This is a genomic window from Pseudomonas sp. B414, assembly GCF_055408445.1.
Genome location: NZ_JBUZTQ010000004.1, coordinates 171,016 through 187,045 on the forward strand (window position 1 = coordinate 171,016; position 16,030 = coordinate 187,045).

The following is a 16,030-nucleotide window of genomic DNA, read 5'->3' on the forward strand; positions in this document are numbered from 1 at the left end:
CCTATGTGGGCTCTTCAAATCCCAGACACAAAAAAGGCCGCTCCCCTACGGAAACGGCCTGACCGAACTAGCTAACAGACCCGCAAAAACACAATAAGTTCCATTGTAAAAACAACAACTTACGTAATTGTGTACAACTCGTGTTACTCGTCGGATTTCGATTGTCACCAACCCTCTCCAGCCTCAGGATCGCGCCGTCATCTCTTTGAGGCTCATCCATGAAGCTCACCTCGATTCTCTTGTTGTCCCTTGGCCTGGTCAGTGGCGTAGCCTCGGCCGGTGGCACCACCGAAGCCGGTGTAGGCGGCGCATTGGGCGGGGTTCTTGGCGCCGTTGTTGGCCAACAGCTCGGCGGCTCGACCGGTTCTGCAATTGGTGCAGGTGTAGGCGGCGCGGCAGGCAGTGCCGTGGGTGCCGACAAACGCAGCCGTGGCGAAGCAGCCATTGGCGGCGCGCTGGGTGCTGCAGGCGGTAACGTGCTGGGCCGCAGTGTCGGCGGCAGCACAGGTGCCCTGGTTGGCTCGGCCGCTGGCGGTGGTGCCGGTGGCGCGCTGGGCAACTATATGGGCAATAAAAGCGACAGCGACGATCGCCGCTACCGTGATCGTGATAACCGTCGCTCCTACCGTGATGGCCACCCCGGCCGTGGCCATGCGTACGGCCACCGCAAAAACAAACATCGTCACGACGACTGATGTGCACAACGGGAGCCGCAAGGCTCCCGTTTTTTTTGCCTGGACCTCCCTCCCCCGGCAAATTGTTTCAATGCATTACGCCCGCCTGTTTTGGCGTTGATCATGCAATCTGCATGTACCGGTAAAATTCACAATCCCCAAGTCATTGAAAAGTATGGAGTTACCAACAGCCATAAGGTTGGCATAGCTTCTGCAATCTCCTGAATGAACGCTGCACTTCCTACCATTCAGGAGCACAACAACAATGATCGGGACAACTGAACACTATCCCGCAGCCCTGCAAGATTCCTCTGGCCACTCAGGAGTTTCCTGGGCCGCCATCTTTGCAGGCGCCGCTACTGCTGCCGCGCTATCCCTGCTGCTGATCATGCTGGGCGCAGGCCTTGGCTTTTCGGCCGTTTCGCCTTGGGCAAATGAAGGTGTAGGCGCCAAGGGCCTGGGCATCACAGCCATCATCTGGCTGGCCGTTACGCAAATCATCGCTTCAGGCATGGGCGGTTATCTGGCCGGTCGTCTGCGGGTCAAATGGGCCAATATGCATGGTGATGAAGTCTACTTTCGCGACACCGCACATGGCTTTCTGGCCTGGGCCGTGGCCACGCTGGTAACCGCCACCTTGATTGCAGGCTCGGTCAGCAGCGTTGTCGGCAGCGGCGTGCAAGCCGGCGCCAGTGTTGCTTCAGGTGCCGCATCAGCGGTCAGCAGTGCATCTGGCAGCGCAGCCGCCAGCCATGGTGATAAAGGTTCGGACTACTTTATCGACACCCTGTTTCGCGATGATCGCGGTGCTGGTGTCAGTGAAGACGCCGCCCACGGCACCGTGGCCCGTATTTTCGCCCACAGCCTGACCAATGACGGCCAACTGAGCAGCGAAGACCGTACCTACCTCGCTCAAATCATCGCCCAGCGTACCAACCTCAGCCAGCCGGAAGCTGAACAACGGGTCGATCAGGTATACGCCAAGGCCCATCAGGCCGTTGAAGAAGCCAAGGTCAAAGCCAAGGAAGCCGCTGACACCGCCGCCAAAGTAGCCGCCTGGACCACCTTGTGGATGTTTATCACGCTGCTGATTGGGGCCTTTTTTGCCAGCCTGTGCGCCACCTTCGGCGGCCGCCGTCGCGATGCCGTGACGTATCTGACACCCACCACCACAACCTCGCTGGTTTAACTCGGGCTATTCGCTGACTGGAGAATAAAATGCGCTCACTTCTGCTGTTTTTCCTCGGTATCCCAATTCCGATCATTATTCTGATTGCGTTGTTTGTTCACTGATAACAGTGCGCAAACCCAACTGACGGCCTTCCCTGCGAAGGCCGTTTTGCTTGCAGCGCCTCAGACCGGCAGGCAGGTCGTGGACTTGATCTCGGACAACGCCACAATCGAGTTCACCTCTTGAATACCCGGGACCATGGACAGTTTCTCGAAGAAAAACCGCTCATAGGCCTCGATATCGGCCGTGACGATACGCAGCAAAAAATCCACCGAACCCATCAGCACATAGCATTCCAGCACTTCGGGGAAACCACGAATTGCGTCAGTGAATTCGGTGAAATTTGAACGCCCGTGGGCATTGAGTTTGATCTCGGCAAAAATCTGCGTGTTCAAGCCGATTTTCTTACGATCGAGCAAGGTCACCTGGCCGCGAATGATGCCCTCGTCCTTCATTCTCTGGATCCGCCGCCAGCAGGGTGATTGCGACAGCCCTACCTTCTCCGCGATCTGCGCACTGGACAGCGAAGCGTCCTCTTGCAGCAGCGCCAAAATGCGTCTGTCGTAAATATCCAATTCGTTTTGCATAAAAACACCTGAAAACTAATAAACCAAGACTTGTTCAAGTCTATTTATCGTCAATTCAAAGCATCTTAGATAAAAAAATTCTGCCGCGACGTGTAAATATTCCTCCAGCCTGAACAGGAGCTATTGCATGCCGCATCTGGAAGTCGTCAACCACTCTCCCCGCCCCGACGTATGGGCCAGCAATGCCGCCCCGTGCCCGGTGATCTTCCAGATCCAGGCTGAGGCCGACGCCGACGTGCTGTGCCGGGTGCTTAACCTGTTTGCCTTGCAGCAACTGATCCCGCAGCAAGTGGAAGTGGTCCGCGATGGCGACACATTGAGCATTGAAATCCGGAGTCACGAGCAGAGCTGGCACCGTGCCCGAATCATCGGTGAAAAACTGCGCAACCTGATCAGCGTCTTCGACGTACAGTTGCAACCCGAGCAGGGCGCCAAGGACACGGCGATACAGGCTTGCGGGTAATAGTTCGCAATCATTGCCAATACGCAGGTCGAAGCAGCGCGACTAGGCTTTGAAGGTTTATGGCCAGACAAGGATCTGTCTGCGCCGATGCCTCAAGGAGCCGTTATGCCCATCACCCCGTCCCTGGACCTGCGGTTGGACCTCGAAAGCCTGTTAGCCGCACTACTCACGCAAAAACGTATCCAGCCAAGTGGCGCTGAGCAGGCGTTGCTGCTCAGCCGCGAAGCGTCCAGCACCGAACTGCACCCACTGGTGTTTCTCGCGCAGCAACAACTGTGCGCACCGGGACGGGACGCCAAGGTGCTCGATCTTGAAACCCTCACTGCCTGGCTCGCCAACTACGCCGAACAACCCTACCTGCGCCTTGATCCGCTCAAGATCAATGCCGCCACAGCGACCGGGGCAATGTCCTTTGCCTTTGCCCAGCGTCATGGAATCCTCGCGGTAGCCGCCGATGACTCAGCCATCACTATCGCCAGCAGCCAGCCTTGGGTCGTTAGCTGGGAAGCTGACCTGCGCCAGTCGCTCAAGCGCCCGATCAAGCGAGTAGTCGCCAACCCCCTGGAAATCCAGCGCCTGAGCCTGGAGCTTTTCCAACTGGCCAAATCAGTCACCGGGGCCACGCTCAACGATCAGAAAACCAGCCCCCAGGCGAACTTCGAACAACTGCTGACCCTGGGCCAGGGCGACCGGGAACCGGATGCCAACGATGCGCCTATCGTCAGTATTGTCGACTGGCTGTTTCAGTACGCCTTTGAGCAGCGCGCCAGCGATATCCATTTGGAGCCCCGACGCGCGCAAGGCTGTGTTCGCTTTCGCATCGACGGTGTGTTGCATGATGTTTACCACTTCCCGCCACAGGTGATGATGGCCGTGGTCAGCCGCCTCAAGAGCCTGGGTCGGATGAACGTCGCCGAAAAACGCAAACCCCAGGACGGCCGAATAAAAACCCGCCTCCCGCAAGGGGGTGAGGTTGAACTCAGGCTCGCTACCCTGCCTACCGCCTTTGGCGAAAAAATGGTGATGCGTATTTTTGACCCGCAGGTACTGTTGAAAAGTTTCGACCAACTGGGCCTGCCCCCCGAAGACTTGCAACGCTGGCAGCAAATGACCACCCAACCCAGTGGCATTGTCTTGATCACCGGCCCCACCGGCTCAGGCAAAACCAGCACCCTGTATGCAACGCTCAAGCAACTGGCCACCCCTCAAATCAACCTGTGCACCCTCGAAGACCCCATCGAAATGATTGAACCGGCGTTTAACCAGATGCAGGTCCAGCCCGCTATCGACCTGACTTTCGCCAATGGTGTGCGAGCACTGCTGCGCCAGGACCCGGATATCATCATGCTCGGCGAAATACGGGACCTGGAGACCGCTGAAGTCGCGATCCAGGCGGCGCTGACCGGTCACCTGGTACTTTCGACCCTGCACACCAACGATGCCCCCAGCGCCATCAGCCGCTTGCTGGAGCTCGGGGTAGCCGCCTATTTGATCAAAGCCACATTGCTGGGCGTGATGGCCCAGCGCCTTGTGCGCACACTGTGCCCCGAGTGCAAGACCGAGCATCCGGTGAGCCCGGGCGACTGGCCGGGCTTTGCCCCTGCCTGGGCAAGTGCAGCACCCGTTAATGCGTGCCGCCCCAAGGGCTGTGTGCAGTGTCGGGGTACCGGCTACAGCGGGCGCATCGGTGTCTATGAAATCATGGTAGTGAGCGAGAAACTCAAGGCACTGATTGGCCCGGATACCGACCTGACAGCCATTCGTCGCCTGGCAAGTGCTCAAGGAATGCTTAACCTGAGGCTGGCTGCTGCTCACAAAGTCGCTTCTGGAGCGACCTCCATGGAAGAGGCACTGCGAGTTACCCCCGCGTAGTTGAATTGTTTTGACTAAAATCTAATCAGTTGGGCAATTTTCTTGATCGTTACACTCGTCGTTCGTTTGTTTCTCACACATCAAAACAAGGAATGATCATGCAAGTGGGTACAGTGATCCTGTTATTTGTCGCCTTGGCAATCGCCGTGCTGTTTATGGGCTTCAAGGTGGTTCCGCAAGGGTATCAATGGACGGTAGAACGATTCGGGCGGTACACCAACACCCTCAAGCCGGGCCTGAATATCATCATCCCGGTGATGGATCGCATCGGGCGCAAGATCAACGTAATGGAAAGCGTGCTGGATATCCCGCCACAAGAAGTCATCACCGCCGACAACGCCACGGTACAGATCGATGCCGTGTGTTTCTTCCAGGTGGTCAATACGGCTCAGGCTGCGTATGAGGTCAACAACCTCGAACACGCCATTCGCAACCTGCTGCAAACCAATATCCGTACCGTGCTGGGCTCGATGGAGCTGGATGCCATGCTCAGCCAACGTGACGGCATCAATGAAAAACTGCTGCGCACGGTTGATGAAGCAACAGCGCCGTGGGGTATCAAGATTACCCGTATCGAGATCAAGGACATCAGCCCGCCCGCCGACCTGATGGCCGCCATGTCCGGGCAGATGAAAGCCGAGCGCATCAAGCGTGCACAAATTCTTGAGGCTGAAGGCCTGCGTGCTGCGGCAATCCTGACCGCCGAAGGCAAAAAACAGGCGCAGATCCTTGAGGCTGAAGGTGGTCGGCAGGCGGCGTTCCTCGAATCCGAAGCCCGCGAACGCCAGGCCGAAGCCGAAGCGCGGGCGACCCAAGTGGTGTCCGAAGCCATTGCCTCGGGCAACGTGCAGGCGATCAACTACTTTGTTGCGCAAAAATATATCGATGCGCTGGGCAAGCTCGCTTCTGCCAACAACAGCAAAGTGATCCTCATGCCGCTGGAAGCCAGCCAGGTCATCGGCGCAGTGGGCGGCATCGGCGAAATCGTCAAAGCCACCTTTGATACCAAGAAGGCCTGATACATGTGGGAGTTTCTGCAACACCTGAACTTCTGGGACTGGCTGGCGCTGGGCACGGTGCTGCTGATTCTGGAGGTGTTCGGCGCCGGTGGTTATTTGCTGTGGGTAGGGCTTGCAGCCCTGATTGTGGGGGCGTTGACGTTCCTGGTGCCCGAACTGCCCTGGACACTGCAGCTGCCCCTGTTTGGCGTCCTGGCGATCCTCACTGCAGTATTCTGGTGGCGACGCCAGCGTGGCGCTGGCGAAAGTGGCGACCAGCCGAACCTTAACCGCCGGGGCCATGAGCTGATCGGCCGGACCTTTGTGGTGCAACAGGCAATTGTTGAGGGGCGTGGCAAAATCAAGGTCGGCGACAGCGTATGGATGGCAATCGGGCCTGACGCCCCGGTGGGCACACCGGTACGTGTAACCGAACAAAACGGAGCCGTGTTGAGTGTAGAAATTGTGCCATAAGGTTACGGAACTCTCGGACAGTATTTGCTATCAAACCCGATAGCTAATCTATCCGGAGTCACCGTTATGCGCCTCAAATATGCTGTAGCCGCTATCGCCTTGCTGTCCCTGCCTGTTGGTTCGGCAATGGCCGACAGCTTCTGGAGCAATGTGCTGTCTTCCGGCGCAACTACCGGGTCTACCTACCTGACCTTCAAAAAAGACCGAAAAGTCATCGCCGCACAGGATGACGCGGGCAGTTTTGTCGCCAGCAACGGTTCGATCCGTGGCCCGTACCTGGAGTCGGCCATGCAGCAAGTACGCGCCGATAACCCGAATCTGAAAGTCAGTGACATGGAACTGGCCAACGCGATTCTGGTTAAAAACGCTACAGTCGACTAATACCCTGCAGAACCTGTAGTCGCTGCCGCAGGCTGCGAAGGGGCAAAGCCCCCCCTGCAAAATCCCTCGCAGCCTGCGGCAGCGACTACAGGTGTTGAGTCTGCCCTTTTGATTCAGCTGCCATACAGAATTTTCACCGGCAGTGAGCGATCCTGCGGGTATGATCTTGAGCGCTATGCTATTGCTCTTTGATCACCCAAATTCACTCACAACGGATGTCATGCTTCTATGAGCTCGCTGCCTTTCCTGCCGTTTTCCAAACCCACTATTGATGAAGCCACCATTGCTGCCGTGGGCGACGTGTTGCGCTCGGGCTGGATCACCAGCGGGCCAAAGGTTCAGGCTTTCGAAGCACAATTGTCCGAGTACTTTGGCGGGCGCCCGGTGCGCACCTTCAACTCCGGCACCTGCACCATGGAAATCGCTCTGCGCATCGCCGGTATCGGTGCAGGCGACGAAGTTATCACTACGCCCATTTCGTGGGTGGCCACCGCCAACGTGATTATCGAAGTCGGCGCTACGCCGGTGTTTGCCGATATCGACCCGGTGACCCGCAATATCGACCTGGGCAAACTCGAAGCCGCCATCACCCCGCGCACCAAGGCAATCATCCCGGTGTACCTGTCGGGCTTGCCGGTGGATATGGATGCGCTCTACGCCCTGGCCAAAAAGCACAACCTGCGCGTCGTTGAAGATGCGGCCCAGGCACTGGGCTCCAGCTGGCAAGGTCAGCGTATCGGTGCCCGTGGCGATTTTGTCTCGTTCAGTTTTCAGGCCAACAAGAACATCACCTCATCCGAAGGCGGTTGCCTGGTACTGAACAATGAAGACGAGGCGCGACTGGCCGAGAAATATCGTCTGCAAGGCGTTACCCGCACCGGTTTCGACGGGCTCGATGTCGATGTGCTGGGTGGCAAGTTCAATATGACTGACATTGCAGCGGCGATTGGCCTGGGCCAGTTTGCCCATATCGAAACCATCACTGCCCATCGTCGGGAACTGGCCAAGCATTATTTCGAATGCTTCGGCCCGGAGTTTGAGGCCCAGTACGGCGCGCAGTTGCCGGTAGCAGACTTCAACAATACCAACTGGCACTTGTTCCAGCTTGTATTGCCTGAGCGCAAGGACGGCCAGCCTGCACGCGCGACCTTTATGAAAGAGATGCAGGCGCTGGGCGTCGGCGTCGGCTACCACTACCCGCCAATCCACTTGCTGAGCCTGTATCGTGCGCTGGGCTTTAAAGAAGGGATGTTCCCGGTTGCCGAGCGTGTTGGGCGCCTGATCGTATCGTTGCCAATGTTTACGGCGATGACCAAGGCCGATGTAGAGCGTTCGGTTGCGGCGGTGAAAGCAGTTCTGAAAGACGCTTAAAACAATTGTGGGAGCTGGCTTGCCAGCGAAGCAATCGCAGGCAAGCCAGCTCCCACAAAATACTCAAGAAGCTGTCGATTACTCGCCGATTGCAGCCTTGTAGCCAGCAGCGTCCAGCAGTTTTTCCAGCTCGGCGGTGTTGCTTGGCTTGAGCTTGAAAATCCAGCTGGTGTACGGGTCGCTGTTCAGCGATTCCGGGCTGTCAGCCAGTGCTTCGTTAACGGCAATCACCTCACCCGATACCGGCGAGTAGATATCGGAAGCGGCCTTTACCGACTCAACAACACCTGCCGTATCGCCTGCAGCGAATACTTTGCCGACTTCGGCCAGTTCAACGAATACCACATCCCCCAAGGCTTCCTGAGCGTGATCGCTGATGCCCACGGTAATCGTGCCATCCGCTTCCAGGCGTGCCCACTCGTGACTTTCAGCAAAGCGCAACTCAGCAGGGATCAGGCTCATATTCAGTGTCCTCAAGAATAAATGTCAGCGGCACGCAGTCAGTGCATGCCCGCCAGTAAAGGTTAAATCAGGGCTTTGCCCTGACGAACAAAAGTCGGTTTAACTACGCGAACCGGATACCACTTGCCACGAATTTCAACCTCGGCACGGTCGGCCGTTGCCATCGGAACTCGCGCCAAGGCAATCGATTTGCTTAGCGTAGGAGAGAAACTACCACTGGTGATCTCCCCTTCGCCAACATTGGCGATGCGAACCACTTGGTGGGCACGCAAAACACCCCGTTCCTCAAGCACCAAACCCACGAGTTTGAGCTGCACGCCACCGGCCATTTCAGCTTCCAGCGCTTGGCGACCGACAAACTTGCGCGAAGCAGGCTCCCAGGCGATGGTCCAGGCCATATTGGCGCAAAGGGGGGAAATAGACAGGTGGATATCCTGCCCGTAGAGGTTCATGCCAGCTTCAAGACGCAGGGTATCGCGAGCGCCCAAACCAATGGGCGAAATGCCAGCGCCCACCAGGTCGTTGAAAAAGGCCGGGGCCTGATCGGCCGGGAGCAGGATTTCCAGGCCGTCTTCACCGGTGTAACCGGTGCGGGCGATAAACCAGTCACCGCTGCTCTGCCCTTCAAAGGGCTTGAGCTGCTGGATCACCTGGCTGCGCGCCTGGCTCACCAGCTCGGCCACTTTATGCCGCGCCTGCGGCCCCTGGATGGCCAACAGGGCCAGTTCCGGGCGCTCCAGCAGTTGCACCGCATAGCCCAGGCTTTGCGCCTGCATCCAGGCCAGATCCTGATCGCGGGTGGCGGCATTGACGATCAACCGATAACCGTCGGGCATCAGGTAGACAATCATGTCATCGACCACGCCGCCCTGCTCATTGAGCATGGCGCTGTACAAGGCACGGCCGGGGGTGTTCAAACGCTCGACATCATTGGCCAGCAAATACTGGAGCCATTCCTTGGCCTGAACCCCGGTGATGTCGATCACGGTCATATGCGAGACATCAAAAACCCCACAGTCGCGACGCACCTCGTGGTGCTCCTCGACTTGCGAGCCGTAATGCAAAGGCATATCCCAACCGCCAAAATCGACCATCTTCGCGCCTAGGGCGAGATGCAGGTCATACAGAGGCGTACGCTGTCCCATGGGTTTCTCCTTCCGGGCTTGGCGAAGGTGCGGACAGGCTGCGGAGTATTTCAAACCCAAAAAAGTGGCTTTCTTACATCACGCAGAAACCTGGCCTGACAGACAGACCGCACCGAATGCCGCGCATTGTAGCCGCATGCAGAAGGACTGGCACCTAACCGATTCGATGCGCCGAGCGTCGAATCAGGCCGATGACCGGTAATAAACCGACCAGTACCAACGTCAAGGCAGGTAGCGAAGCCCGCGCCCATTCGCCTTCACTGGTCATCTCGAAGATCCGCACGGCCAGCGTATCCCAGCCAAACGGGCGCATCAGCAAGGTGGCCGGCATTTCCTTGAGCACATCGACAAACACCAGCAACGCGGCGCTCAAGGTGCCAGGCAGCAATAACGGCAGATACACTTTGAAAAACAGTCGTGGGCCACTGACCCCCAAACTGCGAGCGGCTTCCGGCAAGGAAGGACGAATGCGCGCCAGGCTGTTTTCCAGCGGGCCATAGGCCACGGCGATAAACCGCACCAGATACGCCAGCAGCAAAGCCGACAGGCTGCCCAGCAGCAGCGGCTTGCCCGCCCCGCCCAACCAGCCCGATACCGGGATCACCAGTTCACGATCCAGATAGCTGAAGGCCAACATGATCGACACCGCCAATACCGAACCCGGCAGGGCATAGCCCAGGTTGGCCAGGCTGACCCCGGCACGAATGGCCGGGGTGGGCGCCTGACGCCGGGCAAATGCCAGCACCAGGGCCACGCTGACGGTGATCAACGCCGCCATGCCCCCCAGATAAAGGGTGTGCAGGATCAGGCCGGTGTAACGCTCATCCAGATCAAAGCGCCCACGCTGCCAGAACCACACCACCAGTTGCAGCATCGGAATCACGAACGCACAGGCAAACACCAACAGGCACCAGCCACTGGCCAGCCATGCTTTCGGGCCTCGCAGGTGATACAGGGCACTGACCCGTGGCCGCTCGTTGCTGGCACGGCTGGCCCCCCGGGCGCGGCGTTCACCGTAGAGCACCAGCATAACCACCAGCAACAGCAGGCTGGCCAGTTGCGCCGCCGTCGACAGGCTGAAAAAGCCGTACCAGGTTTTGTAGATGGCCGTGGTGAAGGTGTCGAAGTTGAACACTGACACGGCACCAAAGTCGGCCAGGGTTTCCATCAGTGCCAGCGCCACACCCGCGCCGATTGCCGGGCGCGCCATTGGCAATGCCACGCGCCAGAAGGCCTGCCACGGGCTCTGCCCCAAAACCCTGGCGGCTTCCATCAGGCCTTTGCCCTGGGCCAGGAACGCCGTGCGCGCCAGCAGGTAGACGTAGGGGTAGAACACCAGAATCAGCACGATGATCACCCCACCGGTGGAGCGCACCCGGGGCAGCCGCAAGCCCATGCCGAACCATTCGCGAAGCAGGGTTTGCACGGGGCCGGCAAAGTCCAGCAAACCGACAAAGACAAACGCCAGCACATAGGCGGGAATCGCAAACGGCAGCATCAGTGCCCAGTCCAGCCAGCGCCTGCCGGGGAATTCACACAGGCTGGTGAGCCACGCCAGGCTCACTCCCAACAGCGTGACGCCCACACCCACGCCAACGATCAGGGTCAGTGTGTTGCCCAGCAGGCGCGGCATCTGCGTGTCCCACAGATGGCTCCAGATCTGGGTATCAATGCTTTGCCAGGACAACAGCAAGACGCTCAGGGGCAACAGCACCAGGGCAGCAATGACAAAAACCAGGGGATACCAGCGACGTTGGGCAGGATGGGCCACGAAAAGCTCTCGAAGGTGCATGGGACGACGTGAAAACGAATGTGGGAGCGGGCTTGCTCGCGATGCAAACAGGGGTTCGGGGAGCAATGGAACAGAAAACGCACTTTAATCAGGGCTTACGTTGGTTTCGGTTCCAGTGCTCCCGGCGACGTTCCCCCGGTTTTTCGCTTATTGCTTTAGGACTTTTTGCCATCACTCTTTGAATCCCGGCAGGCCATGGGCCGCCCGCCATTCCTTGATCGTCTTGGTGATGCCTTCAGCTGAGGTATCCGCTCCCGGCTTTGGGTAGTAAATCAAATCAGAACTAGCGGGATGGCCAGCGATTTTATCGAGGTGCAGCAACAGGACATCATCACGATTACCAGTTGGTGCCACATCAGCCCTGAAAAGTTCTTCCAAAAATTCAATGAACTCTTTTTCGGTGTAGTCAGAAAAACTGTTTTTGATAAACGGATCGCTCATGTTCTAACTCCTCAATTCTTGTGTACTTCAACGTGATTTTTCGGCGTGTTAACCCGCAAATTATCGACATTGTAGACCTCTCCACCCTCTGAGATTGGCTCAACGTGATGGATATCATGTGAGATCCGAGAACCTGCCCAATCAATCCGTCGGGAACGTGGAGCACGCCCTGCGCGCATACGGTCAAGCTCTCTTTGCGCAATCTGTTCACTCAGCTTCGGATCTCTCGATACAGACACCCAAAATGCCCGCCTGAACGAGTCGAAACTCGAAAAACTCCGGCCTCGGAGTGTGTCGGCAATGCTGGTTGGAATCGGTACGCCGAGTCCTGTTCGAGCATGGTCTAGCCATTCTCCTGGGACATTTTCACCGATGCCAGTGACGACACCAGGTTCACCCCGGCGAATACTTAGCGATAGGTAGATTGGTGCGATTTGCGGTTGACTCGGAAACCAGATAATCGCGTCCTGATAGTCCGGCGGATACGCTGGGTTAATCAGGATTTGGTCGGCTTTCTCACCGGGTGGAAACACCCATGCAGCGGGGCTCAGCGTGACGCCTTCGAGCGCCGGAATGCCCAACACGGCGTTGGGATCGACAGCCGGGGTCCAGATGATTTTGATCCCATCGCCAAAATCCGCGACCATCTGATCGCCGCTGGCCTCGGCCTTGATAACCGGTACGTTCTGCCATTCCCGCTTGGTCCCGGTATAGAACCCGTACAGGCTGACGGCCCCGTCTGGCAGATGTTTAACGTTTACCCGCACCCGCGTATTGGCTTCTGTGAGTTCGGCGTATTGCTCGGACGTGTAGAACGCGCTGTCGGGTGAAGTCGTGTTGGGTAACACCATGCCAACAATAATCTTCACATTGGGGGGAGCCAGTGTCGACAAGGTGCCGCCCAAGCGTTTGGCCAGCTCCATCGCACTGCCAGAGCCGCCAATCCATTGGAGTGCCGTACCCGAGGCTGACGCCGCACTGGAGGCCCCCAGTACCGCGTAAGCACCGTACTGACTGAGCAACTCCAACGGGATAAAACCGCACGGGTTGTGGTTGATAATCCCATCGGGCAACGTACACGATTTGGCGAAAACGCAGCCAACCGGCCTGACTTCCTCCAGTTTCTTGATTGCCTTTCTACGTGCGTCAGCTTCCAGTTCGTTCCGAGCGTTCGCGGCTACAGTCCTGTCCCACGCAGCCTGTACTGCCTCTGTCGCCTCGGCATGTTGCCTGTTGCCGTCTATACCATTACATCCCTTATAATTCGGGAAAAGGTTTTCAACCGCCATGATACTTCCTGTAATTGACTCGATTAAGAGGCGTCTAAGGGGCTCTTAATCCCTGTGCCTAATGTATTTGTCCTTAATAAGTGAACCCGTTAGGCAGTGGTCTGCCCCGGTGCATCCATTGATGGTGCGCCAAAGAGTAACCGCCGTCAGTCATCGCTAAAATGCTGGCTTATCGCCATTAAAATGCGTGGTGATGAAATGAGCGCGAAAATGCTTAAGTCAGTAGAAATAGGGTTCCGGGAGCACTGGATCCGACAACCAACATAAGTCCTGTAAGTGCGATTTACTCATCAAAAGCTGTGGATTGGCATACTTTGATTAGCAAAACGAGTTTTCGACACCAGGTAGCGCGTGGGTTTTCGGGTAGGCACAGGGCTTAAGTGCGTTTTCTGTTCCATTGCCCCCCGAACCCCAAACACCGCCGTTTCCAATGAAACCCCGGCGATGCTATCGCGAGCAAGCCCGCTCCCACAGGTATTACTTCAGATTTTGATCAGTTCCAGCCAGCACGGTCCATCATGCGGATCGCTTCAGCCTGGCGCTTGCCTGCCACTTCAACCGGCAGTGCATCGGCCTTGAAGCTGCCCCAGCTTGCCACTTCAGGCGAAGGTGCAACGCTTGGGTTGGCCGGGAACTCCTGGTTTACGCCAGCGAAAATCGACTGGGCTTCAGGGGTGGTCATCCACTCCACCAAGGCCTTGGCCGCTTCAGGGTGCGGCGCGTACTTGGTCAGGCCAATACCCGACAAGTTGACGTGAACACCACGGTCCGCCTGGTTCGGCCAGAACAGTTTTACCGCCAGATCCGGTTTTTGCTTGTGCAGACGGCCGTAGTAGTAGGTGTTGACGATGCCCACATCACACTGCCCGGCGTTGATTGCTTCAAGCACGGCGATGTCATCCGAGAACACATCCGTGGACAGGTTGTTGACCCAGCCCTTGAGGATTTCTTCGGTTTTTTCGGCGCCATTCACTTCGATCATGGTGGCAGTCAGCGACTGGTTGTAAACCTTCTTGGCAGTGCGCAAACACAGACGCCCTTCCCAGTTCTTGTCGGCCAGAGCCTCGTAGGTCGACAGTTCTTCAGGCTTAACCCGGTCCGTCGAATAGGCAATGGTCCGTGCGCGCAGGCTCAGGCCTGTCCACTCATGGGAAGAGGAGCGGTATTGCGACGGGATGTTCTTGTCGATCACTGCCGAGGTGAACGGCTGCAGGATGCCCATTTGCTCGGCTTGCCACAGGTTGCCAGCGTCCACGGTCAGCAACAGGTCGGCAGTGGCGTTTTGCCCCTCGGCCTTGATGCGCTGCATCAGCGGCGCTTCCTTGTCGGTGATGAACTTGACCTTGACCCCGGTTTTTGCGGTGTAGGCGTCAAAAACCGGTTTGATCAGTTCGTCGATACGCGAGGAGTAAACCACCACCTCATCGGCAGCAGAAACACCGCTCGCAAAAACGGTCAGGGCCAGGGCAGTCAGTAGACGCTTGCGTGCCAACATGGGGAGCGGTCTCTCTTAATGCGAATCGGGCGTAAATGGTAGTGAATCACATTTGCCATCTCAACCTAACTCGCCCTGGAGGAGTTACCAGATGTTACGGCTTGGCCAATGGCGGCAGGTCACCGCTCAACCCCAGTGCCTGTCGCACAAACAGGGCTTTGGCCTCGGGCATGTTATTCACCCATTTCAAACCGGTGTTGCGCAGCAGGCGGGCGGTCAGCGAGTCGGCCTGGAACAACCGCTCAAAGCCTTCCATCGCCGCCATCAGCGCCAGATTGTGCGGCATGCGCCGACGCTCGAAACGGCTCAGCACCCGCACATCGGCCAAACGCTCACCACGATCCACGGCGTGCAGCAGTACATGGGCCAGCACCGCCGCATCCAGAAACCCGAGATTCACGCCCTGCCCGGCCAGCGGGTGGATGGTGTGTGCCGCATCACCGATCAACGCCAGGCCTTCGGCCACATAGCGTTTGGCATGGCGCTGGCGCAGTGGCACGCACACCCGTGGGTCGGCGCTCAACACGCGGCCCAGACGGCCCTCAAAGGCCTGCTCCAGTTCGCGGCAAAAGGCTGCGTCGTCCAGCGTCATCAGGTATTGGGCTTGTTCGGGGGTGGTCGACCAGACGATCGAGCACCAGTCCTGCTGGCCATCACGTTCCAGTGGCAAAAATGCCAGCGGGCCATGGTCAGTAAAACGCTGCCAGGCGGTCTGCTGGTGCGGTTGTGCGCAGCGTACGCTGGTGACGATGGCGTGGTGCTGGTAATCCCACTCACGGGTTTCACAGCCAGTCAGGCGGCGTACGGCCGAGTTGGCACCGTCGGCAGCAATCACCAGCGGCGCACGCAGGGTGCGACCATCGGCCAGGGTCAGCAACCAGTCATCGCCAGAGCGGCGCATCTGCTCCAGGCGTGCATCGGCCAGCATTTCGATGCGCGAGTCCTGCAGGCACTCCAGCAGGGCGTCCTGCACCACACGATTCTCGACGATATGGCCCAGCACCTCGGCATGCACACTGGCCGCCGAGAAGTGGATCTGCCCGGTGCCGCTGCCATCCCATACCTGCATATGCGAATACGGACTGACGCGACGCCCGGTAATGCCATCCCACGCGCCCAGACGCTGCAAAATACGCTGGCTGGCCGCCGACAGGGCGCTGACCCGAGGCTCGAACGGCGCCTCGGCGGCAAAGGGTTTAACGCTCAGCGGGCTGCCATCGAGCAGCAGGATGTTCAGCCCGCTGTCCTTGAGCGCCAGCGCCAGCGCGCTTCCGACCATTCCGGCCCCTACAATCAGCAGATCTGCGCGCATTTCCATGCTTTAAGCCTGTCTCGCTAGCGGCGTACGCCGCACC

The 16,030-nt window shown here is 58.0% G+C and carries 16 protein-coding genes; 8 read left to right on the top strand and 8 right to left on the bottom strand.

Annotation, left to right across the window (positions count from 1 at the left end; all coding sequences use genetic code 11):
- Positions 1-218: 218 nt before the first annotated feature.
- Positions 219-695 (top strand): glycine zipper domain-containing protein, encoded by a 477-nt coding sequence (locus tag ACZRMH_RS05465; protein WP_464012517.1) that lies wholly within the window; start codon positions 219-221, stop codon positions 693-695.
- A 244-nt stretch (positions 696-939) separates the two neighbouring features.
- Complete coding sequence (locus ACZRMH_RS05470) at positions 940-1,863, top strand: hypothetical protein (protein WP_464012518.1); 924 nt, start codon at positions 940-942, stop codon at positions 1,861-1,863.
- A gap of 164 nt (positions 1,864-2,027) precedes the next feature.
- Here ACZRMH_RS05470 and ACZRMH_RS05475 read toward each other — a convergent pair whose 3' ends face one another.
- Positions 2,028-2,492 carry an Lrp/AsnC family transcriptional regulator gene (locus ACZRMH_RS05475; RefSeq protein WP_464012519.1) on the bottom strand — a complete coding sequence of 155 codons (465 nt, stop codon included), beginning with the start codon at positions 2,490-2,492 and terminating at the stop codon, positions 2,028-2,030.
- A 127-nt stretch (positions 2,493-2,619) separates the two neighbouring features.
- Between ACZRMH_RS05475 and ACZRMH_RS05480 the strand changes: the two genes are divergently transcribed.
- From ACZRMH_RS05480 to ACZRMH_RS05505, 6 genes are all read left to right on the top strand, one after another.
- Complete coding sequence (locus ACZRMH_RS05480) at positions 2,620-2,955, top strand: hypothetical protein (protein ID WP_464012520.1); 336 nt, start codon at positions 2,620-2,622, stop codon at positions 2,953-2,955.
- A gap of 105 nt (positions 2,956-3,060) precedes the next feature.
- Positions 3,061-4,827 (top strand): type IV pilus assembly ATPase TfpB, encoded by a 1,767-nt coding sequence (gene tfpB / locus ACZRMH_RS05485; protein ID WP_464012521.1) that lies wholly within the window; start codon positions 3,061-3,063, stop codon positions 4,825-4,827.
- Between the two features lie 98 nt (positions 4,828-4,925).
- Complete coding sequence (locus ACZRMH_RS05490; protein WP_464012522.1) at positions 4,926-5,846, top strand: SPFH domain-containing protein; 921 nt, start codon at positions 4,926-4,928, stop codon at positions 5,844-5,846.
- A 3-nt stretch (positions 5,847-5,849) separates the two neighbouring features.
- Positions 5,850-6,299, top strand: a complete 450-nt coding sequence (locus tag ACZRMH_RS05495) for an NfeD family protein (RefSeq protein WP_464012523.1) — start codon at positions 5,850-5,852, stop codon at positions 6,297-6,299.
- A 66-nt stretch (positions 6,300-6,365) separates the two neighbouring features.
- Positions 6,366-6,680: a DUF2388 domain-containing protein gene (locus tag ACZRMH_RS05500; protein ID WP_464012524.1), complete on the top strand. Its 315-nt coding sequence runs from the start codon at positions 6,366-6,368 to the stop codon at positions 6,678-6,680.
- A gap of 228 nt (positions 6,681-6,908) precedes the next feature.
- The gene (locus ACZRMH_RS05505; protein WP_464012525.1) at positions 6,909-8,051 is read left to right on the top strand and encodes a DegT/DnrJ/EryC1/StrS family aminotransferase; all 1,143 of its coding nucleotides are present in this window, start codon (positions 6,909-6,911) and stop codon (positions 8,049-8,051) included.
- 78 nt (positions 8,052-8,129) lie between these two features.
- Here ACZRMH_RS05505 and gcvH read toward each other — a convergent pair whose 3' ends face one another.
- From gcvH to ACZRMH_RS05540, 7 genes are all read right to left on the bottom strand, one after another.
- A complete protein-coding gene (gene gcvH / locus ACZRMH_RS05510) occupies positions 8,130-8,513 on the bottom strand; it encodes a glycine cleavage system protein GcvH (RefSeq protein ID WP_464012526.1) in 384 nt (127 codons plus the stop codon).
- Positions 8,514-8,575: 62 nt separating this feature from the next.
- On the bottom strand, positions 8,576-9,658 hold the full coding sequence (gcvT, locus tag ACZRMH_RS05515) for a glycine cleavage system aminomethyltransferase GcvT (protein WP_464012527.1): 1,083 nt from the start codon (positions 9,656-9,658) through the stop codon (positions 8,576-8,578).
- 154 nt (positions 9,659-9,812) lie between these two features.
- Positions 9,813-11,429 (bottom strand): ABC transporter permease, encoded by a 1,617-nt coding sequence (locus ACZRMH_RS05520; protein WP_464012528.1) that lies wholly within the window; start codon positions 11,427-11,429, stop codon positions 9,813-9,815.
- 192 nt (positions 11,430-11,621) lie between these two features.
- Entirely contained in the window at positions 11,622-11,891 is a 270-nt protein-coding gene (locus ACZRMH_RS05525; RefSeq protein ID WP_464012529.1) for a bacteriocin immunity protein, read from the bottom strand.
- A gap of 11 nt (positions 11,892-11,902) precedes the next feature.
- Entirely contained in the window at positions 11,903-13,180 is a 1,278-nt protein-coding gene (locus ACZRMH_RS05530; protein WP_464012530.1) for an S-type pyocin domain-containing protein, read from the bottom strand.
- A gap of 493 nt (positions 13,181-13,673) precedes the next feature.
- Positions 13,674-14,675, bottom strand: a complete 1,002-nt coding sequence (locus tag ACZRMH_RS05535) for an extracellular solute-binding protein (protein ID WP_464012531.1) — start codon at positions 14,673-14,675, stop codon at positions 13,674-13,676.
- A 94-nt stretch (positions 14,676-14,769) separates the two neighbouring features.
- Positions 14,770-15,987, bottom strand: a complete 1,218-nt coding sequence (locus ACZRMH_RS05540; RefSeq protein WP_464012600.1) for a 2-octaprenyl-3-methyl-6-methoxy-1,4-benzoquinol hydroxylase — start codon at positions 15,985-15,987, stop codon at positions 14,770-14,772.
- Between the last annotated feature and the right edge of the window lie 43 nt (positions 15,988-16,030).